Origin of the sequence: Nonomuraea sp. MTCD27 (assembly GCF_041950495.1) — a bacterium.
In the GTDB taxonomy this organism is placed as follows: Bacteria; Actinomycetota; Actinomycetes; order Streptosporangiales; family Streptosporangiaceae; genus Nonomuraea.
Genome location: NZ_JBGNUW010000025.1, coordinates 169,783 through 178,310, shown reverse-complemented (window position 1 = coordinate 178,310; position 8,528 = coordinate 169,783). Strand labels below are relative to the sequence as shown.

At 68.8% G+C, this 8,528-nt stretch carries 10 protein-coding genes and 3 pseudogenes; 8 read left to right on the top strand and 5 right to left on the bottom strand.

Annotation, left to right across the window (positions count from 1 at the left end; genetic code table 11):
* Window positions 1-878 (top strand): annotated as a pseudogene (locus ACBJ59_RS50940) (hypothetical protein); the annotation flags it as partial.
* A gap of 7 nt (window positions 879-885) precedes the next feature.
* Here the strand turns inward: ACBJ59_RS50940 and ACBJ59_RS50935 are convergent.
* From ACBJ59_RS50935 to ACBJ59_RS50920, 4 genes are all read right to left on the bottom strand, one after another.
* Window positions 886-1,449, bottom strand: a complete 564-nt coding sequence (locus tag ACBJ59_RS50935) for a DUF6262 family protein (RefSeq protein ID WP_375117217.1) — start codon at window positions 1,447-1,449, stop codon at window positions 886-888.
* On the bottom strand, window positions 1,439-1,975 hold the full coding sequence (locus tag ACBJ59_RS50930; RefSeq protein ID WP_375117216.1) for a hypothetical protein: 537 nt from the start codon (window positions 1,973-1,975) through the stop codon (window positions 1,439-1,441). Before ACBJ59_RS50930 ends, ACBJ59_RS50935 begins: the two co-directional genes overlap by 11 nt.
* A gap of 69 nt (window positions 1,976-2,044) precedes the next feature.
* A complete protein-coding gene (locus ACBJ59_RS50925) occupies window positions 2,045-2,227 on the bottom strand; it encodes a hypothetical protein (protein WP_375117215.1) in 183 nt (60 codons plus the stop codon).
* Window positions 2,228-2,245: 18 nt separating this feature from the next.
* The gene (locus ACBJ59_RS50920) at window positions 2,246-2,998 is read right to left on the bottom strand and encodes an alpha/beta hydrolase (protein WP_375117214.1); all 753 of its coding nucleotides are present in this window, start codon (window positions 2,996-2,998) and stop codon (window positions 2,246-2,248) included.
* 678 nt (window positions 2,999-3,676) lie between these two features.
* On the opposite strand from ACBJ59_RS50920, the pseudogene ACBJ59_RS50915 reads away from it, so the two are divergent.
* The 7 genes and pseudogenes from ACBJ59_RS50915 (at window position 3,677) to ACBJ59_RS50885 (ending at window position 8,102) form a co-directional block, all read left to right on the top strand.
* A pseudogene (locus ACBJ59_RS50915) lies at window positions 3,677-4,494 on the top strand (IS5 family transposase).
* 85 nt (window positions 4,495-4,579) lie between these two features.
* Window positions 4,580-5,137 (top strand): hypothetical protein, encoded by a 558-nt coding sequence (locus ACBJ59_RS50910; protein WP_375117213.1) that lies wholly within the window; start codon window positions 4,580-4,582, stop codon window positions 5,135-5,137.
* Window positions 5,134-6,369 (top strand): retropepsin-like aspartic protease, encoded by a 1,236-nt coding sequence (locus ACBJ59_RS50905; protein ID WP_375117212.1) that lies wholly within the window; start codon window positions 5,134-5,136, stop codon window positions 6,367-6,369. Before ACBJ59_RS50910 ends, ACBJ59_RS50905 begins: the two co-directional genes overlap by 4 nt.
* Before the next feature lie 10 nt (window positions 6,370-6,379).
* A pseudogene (locus tag ACBJ59_RS50900) lies at window positions 6,380-6,490 on the top strand (transcriptional regulator); the annotation flags it as partial.
* Window positions 6,491-6,506: 16 nt separating this feature from the next.
* Window positions 6,507-6,734 (top strand): hypothetical protein, encoded by a 228-nt coding sequence (locus tag ACBJ59_RS50895; protein ID WP_375117211.1) that lies wholly within the window; start codon window positions 6,507-6,509, stop codon window positions 6,732-6,734.
* A gap of 325 nt (window positions 6,735-7,059) precedes the next feature.
* Window positions 7,060-7,569, top strand: a complete 510-nt coding sequence (locus ACBJ59_RS50890; RefSeq protein WP_375117210.1) for a recombinase family protein — start codon at window positions 7,060-7,062, stop codon at window positions 7,567-7,569.
* A complete protein-coding gene (locus tag ACBJ59_RS50885; protein ID WP_375117209.1) occupies window positions 7,566-8,102 on the top strand; it encodes a barstar family protein in 537 nt (178 codons plus the stop codon). Before ACBJ59_RS50890 ends, ACBJ59_RS50885 begins: the two co-directional genes overlap by 4 nt.
* 143 nt (window positions 8,103-8,245) lie before the next feature.
* On the opposite strand, the gene ACBJ59_RS50880 is transcribed toward ACBJ59_RS50885, so the two are convergent.
* Window positions 8,246-8,458, bottom strand: coding sequence for a hypothetical protein (locus ACBJ59_RS50880; RefSeq protein ID WP_375117208.1), 213 nt, complete (start codon window positions 8,456-8,458; stop codon window positions 8,246-8,248).
* Window positions 8,459-8,528: the final 70 nt, after the last annotated feature.

Sequence of the window (8,528 nt, the reverse complement as noted above, 5' to 3'; positions counted from 1 at the left end):
CCCTGCTGGCCGCGGGAGCCCTGCTGCAGCTGGGCTGGATCGCGCTGACGGCTCGCGCCCTGCGCCGGCCATCTCGCCGAGCGGCACCGCGACGGCCGGCCATACCAGGACGTGCACTACCGTTGCCCTTCACCACCCCGCAGGTGTCGGCGGTCGTCTGGCGAGAGCTGGCCACCTGGCTGCGCGACCCGGCGCGCGGCGTGGAGCTGCGCAGCGCCTGGTTGACCCCGCTGCTGATGGCGCTCATCATCGCGCTCACCGGCTGGAGCTGGGCGTTGCCCTTGGCGGGTCCCGCGGCGGCGGTGTTCGGCGCGATGGTCGCCATCAACACCTACGCCCTGGACGGCACGGCCCTGTGGCAGCTTCTCACCACACCGGGCGCTCTCAGAGCCGACGTGCGCGGGCGGATGGCGGCCTGGGCGTTGCTGTTCGGCGTCCCGTCCATTGTGCTGGCGGCCGCGTTGTGGGCCGCGACCGGCTCACCCTTGGGAGCAGCCGCCGTTGGCGGCGCCATCGCCGCGGCCGCGACTGCCTGCGCGCTGGCACCCCTGCTCGCGCTCCTGATGCCGGCCGTGGGCACCGACGCTCGCGATCGCATCTACCCGGGCCAGCAGGCGGGCGATCCGACCGGCGGACAGATGACGATCTTCCCTGTGGTCCTGCCGGCCGCCGTCCTGCCCGGTGTCATCAGCGCGGTCTCCGGCGGCTCGGGATGGGTGACCGCCCTGTCCGCCATCCTTTTGGCCGGCGCCGTCCTGTACGCCACCCCCGTGCTCACCGTACGTCGGCTCCATCAGCATGGCGCTGGTCTCCTGGATGCGATGGCCTCCCGCGATGCCGCCGTTGTCCGCTCATCCGCCCACAAGGCAAAGCACTAGCGGTGTTTCACGGGCGAGCATTATCTTGAGCCGCTGATTGTTGCGGGGCCCCTGACCAGGGCGGCCTCGTTGGAGACGATGTCCGCAACGAGGCCGTAGGCGGTCTGAGGAGCGTTGGTCGGCAGGGGCCGATCGTTACCGAAGAGCGGCTCGCGGGAGCCGGTGCGGGAGCGGACTTGTCCGGTTCGCGTTCATCGGCCAGTCGGAGGCGGCCGAGCGCTTCGGCGAGTTGTCGGCGGAGCCTGGAGTTCTCCTCGGCGAGCTGGCGGTTGCGGCTGTTGGCGGTTTCGAGGCGGCGTTGCAGGGACGTCTCACTGCTGCGTTGACGAGCCGGCACGGACGGCTCTGTGGTGTGCCGGGCTGTAGTGCGGAGCCTGTCGGTCTCGGCTCGGATGTCGGGCTGGGTGTAGAGCCAGGAGCTGGAGACCGAAGCCTGCTGGGCGACGGTTCGGAAGGTGACCGGGGCGCCGGTGCGATCGAGCTCACGCAGCGCCTGGATGGCCTTGGAACGGGTGAGCTCGTGCCGCTGTTTGGCTGCGATGATCAGGTAGTGGGTGTTGTCAGCCAGCATCGGACACCTCGTTCGCGGCGGGCTCGTCGTCCTTCTGGAGGGCATCGATGATGCGGTCGAGATTGTCCAGGACCACGGGGGAACGCCGCCGCCGTTTGAGGCGACGATCGTGGCCGGTCCGCGCTGCGCGCCGCGGAAGGTCAGCCGTCCTGACCAGGGCTGCTTCTGACCGCCCGCCGGAATGCCGCTGATCACTCCAAGGGGGCTCGGCCTGCAGCAGCGCCACCCGGATGCTCTCGTCCACGCCGGTGATGCGGCCGCCCACCTTGAGGGGTGAGCGTACGGCCGAGCCGTACCGGGGATGGTGATGCTCAGCTCGGAGCCGCTGGCGCCCACGACCTCCCACGGCGCGTCGGCGCCGTGGGCGATGCGCACCAGGTGCACGACCGAGGCGGTCAGCGGGCGGGGGGTTCTCTTCACTGAGGAAGCCGACCGTCACCCACGCCTCGTCGCCGGAGATCTGGCCGGCCACGACCTGGTCGATCTGCTCCAAGCCCAGGTAGCCGCTGGTGAAGGCGACGGACATGCTGGGGGCGTCTGTCCCCAGGTCGGCTGGATCTCGCCAACGGGCGGACGTACCTGGGTGGAAGGCTCGTTATGCCACCTCGGCCAGCATGGTGAAATCGAGCTCGGACAGGTCGGGATCGAAGTCGTCGAGACGCAGGCGCAGCACGTCGATGGCATAGAGCCCGAACCGGCTGATGTGCGCGGTCAGAGAAGGCGACAGCAGCGCGATATCGGCAATTATCCTGGGTGGCGGCTTGCTCGGCTGTGCCATCCGTCGGCGCCGGTGGTGTCAGAAGCCACTGCCGGCGCTACCCAGGTGCCGAGCGAAGAATCGGATCGAGCTGTCGATTTCGAAAGATGGAACTCGAAAGTGGCTGCCGGGGTTGGCGTGCAGGGTTTTCTCGGCGGAGCCGAGTGCGTCGTACAGCTTCATGACTGAGTCCCGCGGATTGCCTTCATCGTCCCACTGCAGCACGAACTCGACCGGGATCGTGATCCGCGCCGCAGTTTCGGTGAGCCAGTCGCTTCCTGTGAGGCCGAGGACGGCGGCTGTGATCCGAGGTTCGGCCGCGACGAGGCGGATACCCATCTCACCGGCCTGGGACAGGCCGTAGTACCCGACGGGCCGGCTGTCGCCGACGGAATCCAGCTTCTGCAGCGCGTCCAGGGTGGTCTGCCAATCGGGTATGAGCTGCGCCGCCACGGTTTCGTTGAGGGCGGGCCACGCCGGCCCGAAGGGCTCGCCCGCGGCCTCCCGTTCCTGGATGAGCGCGACCAGCCGCCGAATCTCCGGGTGCTCCGGCCTGTCGCCGGTACCTGGCGCGTCGATCGCGGCGACCGCGAAGCCGCAGGAGGTGACGTACGGGAAGGCCCGGGAGACGACCTCCCATCCCTTCTTGTGCTGGCCGCCGCCATGCCCGATCAGGACCAGTGGGCGGGGACCGGAGCCCTCGGCGGGCGTCCAGAGCACCCCAGGGATGTCTCCAATGGTGAAGAGCTGTTCGCGGATGCCGTCAGTGAACGTTTCCGAGGTGATGCGCATGGCGGTATTACATCGGCATTCCCGCTGACGCGGCGAGTCAATTATCGGCTTATCTCGTGCTCGGAAGTTCGATGGTCGGAGCAAGCGCCGCCCACGCCCAGGAGTCCAACCCCGTTTGCAGACAAGGCGTTGACCGGCACACCCGATGTCATTTGCCCGTCCCTGCGGATATCGGGGATCGGACGATCGACTTCATCCAATGGACGAGGGAAAGCGAGTGGCTGGTATCGCAGTCGAAGAGGGTGAGCTTGAGAGGCTTGCCCGGGCACGTGAATCGCGTAGTCCCCATGCTCTGCTCGACGTCGTCGGTGAAGCCGATCGTCAACCCGATCACGAACGTCTGGCCGGGTGAGCAACTCGGGGACTACTGCTGGATCTTGCTACAGGTGTGGCTCTCGACATCGGTGAGGGTGTCGAAAGGATCTCGCACCGTGACTTCCGCTCCATAGGGTCTGCCTGGCACGCAGCCGGTCCTGATGACCGGTGTCGTTCCGCAGGTCCGGGCGTTCCACACCATCGATCTTCCACGAGACAGTGATCGGTGACGTCCCACCCTCGAAGACCACCCCGCAGACGAGCGGTACTGCGTCTCATCCCGAAAAGTAGCGCCCCGCCACGTTTGATCGACGGCCGGACGGCCGTCTGGCCAGCCCCTTTGCCCGGCAGTACGCCAATGGCATGACCGAACCGCGACCGTATCCCAGCGACCTGTCCGACGCCCGATGGGCGCTCGTCCAGCCCGTTCAGACCGCCTGGCGCGCCGAACGCCGCGCCGGCGCCCGGGACATCGGCCGCCCGCCCGAATACGACCTGCGCACCATCTGCAACGCCATCCTCTACCTCAACCGCACCGGCATCCTCTGGCGCTATCTGCCGCACGAGTACCCGCCCTGGCAGACCGTCTACGCCTACTTCCGCGACTGGCAGCAAGACGGCATCTTCGAGACCGGCCTGCTCCGCCGCTCCGTGCGCACCGAGGCAGGGCGTGACGCCGAGCCCACCGCCGGCGTGATCGACGCCCAAAGCGTCAAGACCTCCACCAACGTCCCGGCCACCAGTCAGGGCTACGACGCCGGCAAGAAGATCGCCGGACGCAAGCGCAGCATCGTCACCGACACCCTCGGCCTCCTGGTGGCGGTACTCGTCACCGCCGCCGGCGTGTCCGACAGCGCCGCCGGATTACCTCTCCTGACCACAGTCGCCGCAGCTCAGCCCACCTTCACCAAGGCCTGGGCCGACAGCGCCTACCGCACCACCGTCATCGACGGCGCCGCCGAGGCGGGCATCGACGTCGAAGTCGTCACCCGCAACCCTGCCACCAGGGGCTTCACCCCGCTGCCCGCCGCTGGATAGCCGAGCGCACCCTCGGCTGGCTCATGCTGCACCGCCGACTGGCCCGCGACTACGAAGCCCGATCCGACCACTCCGAGGCCATGATCCACATCGCGATGATCGACCTCATGAGCCGCCCACTTAAGAGGCGAAGACAGTCATAGGAACTCAGGGATCATTGCCTGACAGCTCCCGGGCGTTATAGTTCAGTTATTCCGGAAATACGGAACAACGAGAGCTAGTGTGCCCATGGGACTGCTCGAAGAACGGATCGCGGAGCTTGAGCGCCGGGTCGCCCTCCTGGAGGAAGCGCCCGCCCGCCGGCCACCGCCCGCGGACGCCCCGCCGCGCCCCATCGCCGACGCGCCGCTCGACCTGCTCGATCTGATCCGGTCCAGGGCCGGAGGGGAGGCCCGCCCAGGCACGGTCATGTACGGCGGCGCGGTGACCTTCGAGGACCGCGACTACATGTGGGCGATGGAGCACACGGCCGGCGAGGTGGCGGACGCGCACTGGGCCCAGGCCGCGACCCTGCTCGAACGCCTCGGCAGCGGGCCGCGTCTGGCCCTGCTCGCCGTCCTCCTCAAGGAGCCGCGGACGCGCAGGGAGCTGCAGGAGGCACTCGGCGAGACGTCGACCGGGCACCTGTACCACCACCTCAAGGACCTGCAGAGCGCGGGCCTGCTCATCCAGCCGCGGCGCGGCGAGTACGCGATCGCGCCCCATGCCGTCGTGCCGCTGATGACGATCGTCGCCGTCGCCATGGATCTCGGCGCCGCCGAGTCGCCCCAGGAGGACCTCGAATGAGAAGCCCTCTGGGTGGATTACTGCACGCCCCTTCACGGCCGGCGTGGCGGGCCTGGTCGAGGGGCGATGTGGAGGGCTGCCAGCGCCACGCCGAGCCCCTGTCCGGCCCTTCCCGGGATCACCTGCTCTTCCTGTGCCACTGCGTGAAGCAGTCCTACGAGAAGGCGTTGTCCCACTACGACGCCCTCGCCGCGGGCGGCCGCGCGCCGAGGGCGCTGGACGAGCCGGTCGTCGAGGCCTGGCTGCACCTGGGCCGTCCCGATCGGGCCGTCGAGCACGTACGGCGGCGCCATGACGCCCGGCCGCGGGCCACCGAGCAGGCGCTGCGCGTGCTCGACCCAAGGTTGACCCGCCCGCTGGGGGTCCGGCTCGACGGCGCCACCGTGCTTCCGTTCGCCGACCACGAGCTCGCGCCGTACCTTCCGGCCGTGGCGGCGACCATCGACGGCGTCGACGTACTGGCGCATCTCGACACCGGCGGCACGTTCGTCGTCATGGGACCACGACGCGCCGCGGAGGCAGGCGTGGTGACCACCCCGGGCGGCACCGGCTCTCACGGGCTGCAGCGCGCCGAGCAACGTCACGGCACCATCGCCGAGCTGCGCCTGGGCGCCGCGTCGCTGACCAACGTGCCGGTCAAGGTGCTTTCCACCCTCGTCGGCCCCCAGGACCTGGTGATCATCGGCACCAACGTCCTGGAACAGTTCCTGTCCACCGTCGACCACCCCCGCAACCGCCTCATCCTCTCCCCGAGACGCCACCCCGACGCCGCCACCGAGCACTCCCGCCTCCTCGCGGACAGCCCCGTGACGGCGGAGTTCGGCTTCTACCTCTGGGCAGATCACTTCATGTTCGCGCGTGGCGGCTTCGGCCCACGCGACGACCTCACCTTCTTCATCGACTCGGGCCTGGTCTACGTGGACGACGCCGTGGCGCCGCCACGTCAGGCCTGCCTGCTGACCACGCCCCGCCACTACCGCGCCTGGGGCGTCCCGCGCGACCTGACCGGCCGCCCGCACTTCGACAGCCCCGAGCCGGTGTCACTCGGCCCGCTCACCCGGCGGGACCCGCTCGTGGCCGTCGCGAGGTCCCGGACGACACCGTGGCAGTCCTTCGGCGGCGTACGCGTCGACGGCCTGCTGTCGCACGGCTTCCTCAAGGCGTACGCATGGACGCTGGACTTCGACAGGGGACGGTACGTGTTCCGATCGGCTCCCGGCGCGGGCGAATAGGTGAAATCCGATAAGTCACGCCGCAGGCCCGGACGAGGACGACGCGGCCGCCCGCGCCTCGGTCGGCACGCTGCGCGCCGCACAGGCCCGTTACCCTGATGACCCCGACCTGATCCGGATGATCGCGGAACCACGCCGTGGCAGCCGGCGATTCGACGAGCTCTGGCGGGAGGGGCGCTCCTCCCCCCTGGCGCGCCACGACCAAGAGCATCAGGCATCCCAGCCTGGGCACGCTCTCGCTCGACTGCGACATCATGCTGCTCCCGGACGGTCACCAGACCGTGCTCGTGTACTCCGCCGAGCCGGGATCCCCCGAAGCGACGGCCCTCGACATGCTGCGGGTGATCGGGCTCCAGCAGGTGTGAGGCAGACGGTTCCGCCGAACGGTTCACCGCCTGGATCGTCCTGCACGAGGACTTCATCGTCTCTCCTGCGGCTGGTGAGCTCCACCACAACTGCGCCGGACTGTTCCACAGCAGCGAAGGACGCCTGGGAGACACCCCACAGACGCGGCCCCACCCGGCGGCCGGCGCGATCGGCGCGGCACTGGCTCCGTACGCGGCGGCGATCACCTCCACCGGACACCCGGGTGCGCCGCCGCGGGGATCAACGAAGCGCACCTCTCCACGTCTCACATAGGTGATCCGCGAAACCGTCCGGTGACAGAGGGCTGAACGGTACGGTTGGCGGATGGGAGAACTCATCGGCCACGCCAGATGCTCAACCGTTGCCCAAGACCTCACCTCCCAGCGCGAGATCCTCGCCTCCCTCGGCGTCGCCGAGGACCGGATCTACCTCGACAAGGACCTGACCGGAACCAACCGAGCCCGGCCCGGCCTCGACCAAGCCCTGGCAGCCGTACGCTCCGGCGACACCCTTGTCACCCGTGGAGTCCGCCTCTCCCTGGGCGGCAGCATCTACGATCCCGCCGACCCGATGTCGAAGATGTTCGTCAACATGCTGGCCGTCTTCGCCGCGTTCGAAGCCGACCTGCCGAGGATGCGCACTCGCGAAGGCATGTCCATCGCCCGCTCTCGCGGCCGGCTCGAAGGCCGGGCACCCGAGCTGACCACGCGCCAGCAGGCCGAGCTCGTCCGGATGCACTCCAGCGGCGAATTGATGGAGGTGTTCGCCGTCGGGCGCGCCACCGTCTACCGCGTCCCCGATCGCGTCGCCACCGCCGCCGCGGAAGGAGCATGAGCGCCTTCGACCCGGACAGCGAACTGTCCGGTGACATCGCCTTCCGCCTGATGGCCGCTTCCTTCGTCCGGCTGTTCTGGCGACATGCCGTGCTGGATCAGGCCATCGACTGGCTGCTCGCCCATGGCTACCAGGTCGTCCGTCTGGACGCCTCCGCGTGGACCCGTGAGGAAGATCTCCACACGGCGATCGCGCAGGCGCTGGAGTTCCCGGACTACTACGGCAGGAATCCCGCCGCCCTCAATGACTGCCTGAGCGATGTCACCACGTTCGAGTATGGCGCCCGCCGAGACGCGACAGGCCTCGTCATAGTGTTCACCGGGTACGACAAGTTCGCCGCATACTGCCCAGACGTTGCCCAGCTCAGCCTGGACATCATCGCCACCCAGGCGCGCACTGCGGCGCTGTTCGGCCACCGGATGTGCTGCCTGGTTCAAACCGACGATCCTGACGCCAGGTTCGACCCGGTAGGCGCGATGCCCGTTCTCTGGAACGACGCCGAGTGGCTCGATTCCAATCGGCACCCCGGCTGAGTCATCCTGGCGCCAGTTGCGCAGAGGACTTGTGACAACCGTGCAGAGAAGGCGCGGCCGGTCCCGTGGGCGCTTTCTCGCCGTCGGCGGGATCGCGCGACATACCGAAGGCATACCGGCGGTCTCTAGCCTTGCTGGAGCTGTCACCGGCCTGGTCGGCTGCCAGCAGCGGTCCAGAAGTCGATCACGTTGAGGAGCCATCTCGTGAAGTTCAAGAGCCTGCCCAAGGCGTTTGGTACGGCCGCGGTCAGCGCGCTCATCACGGCCGCCTGAGTCGTCGCCAACCGCAGCGCGGCGGCCGCGGAGAGTTGCAACGTCGACGCGCCCACCAAGGCCACCGACGTGCGCACCTTCAAGGAGTGCACTCGCGCCGCTGAGTCCTGATGCGCTACCGCTAGGACCTCTGGGCAGGTGCTTCGCAACGCT